This window comes from Mesorhizobium sp. M5C.F.Ca.IN.020.32.2.1 (genome assembly GCF_004023105.1).
Taxonomy (GTDB): domain Bacteria; phylum Pseudomonadota; class Alphaproteobacteria; order Rhizobiales; family Rhizobiaceae; genus Mesorhizobium; species Mesorhizobium wenxiniae.
Window position 1 is genome coordinate 1 of the sequence record NZ_RZSX01001700.1, and the last position, 410, is coordinate 410.

Here is a 410-nt window from a genome sequence, read left to right on the forward strand (position 1 = left end):
CCTGATGGATGGCGAAGACATCGGCTTCGTCGACGGTCGCCGGATTGATGCCTTGGTGGCTCTGCACATGCGACAGGGCCGCAAGTCGATCGCGATAGATCGCGGCGCGCTCGAAATCGAGAGCTTCCGACGCCTGCTGCATGGCGGCCGAGATTTCCGTCTTCACCTTCTGGCTGCGGCCGGACAAGAAGTCCTTCGCCTCGCCGACCAGTTCCGCATAGTCCTGATGCGAGACCTCGCCGGTGCAGGGACCAGCGCAGCGCTTGATCTGATAAAGCAGGCATGGCCGCGTGCGGTTCTCGTAGAACGAGTTGGTGCAACTCCTGAGCAGGAAGGCGCGCTGCAGGGAGTTGATGGTACGGCCAACGGCACCGGCCGAGGCAAACGGGCCGAAATAATCGCCTTTGCGC

General features: G+C 62.4%; 1 protein-coding gene. It reads right to left on the minus strand.

Annotation, left to right across the window (positions count from 1 at the left end):
• Window positions 1-410: UvrB/UvrC motif-containing protein (locus EOA86_RS38235; protein ID WP_206630303.1), on the minus strand; the 410-nt coding region annotated here is incomplete at both ends.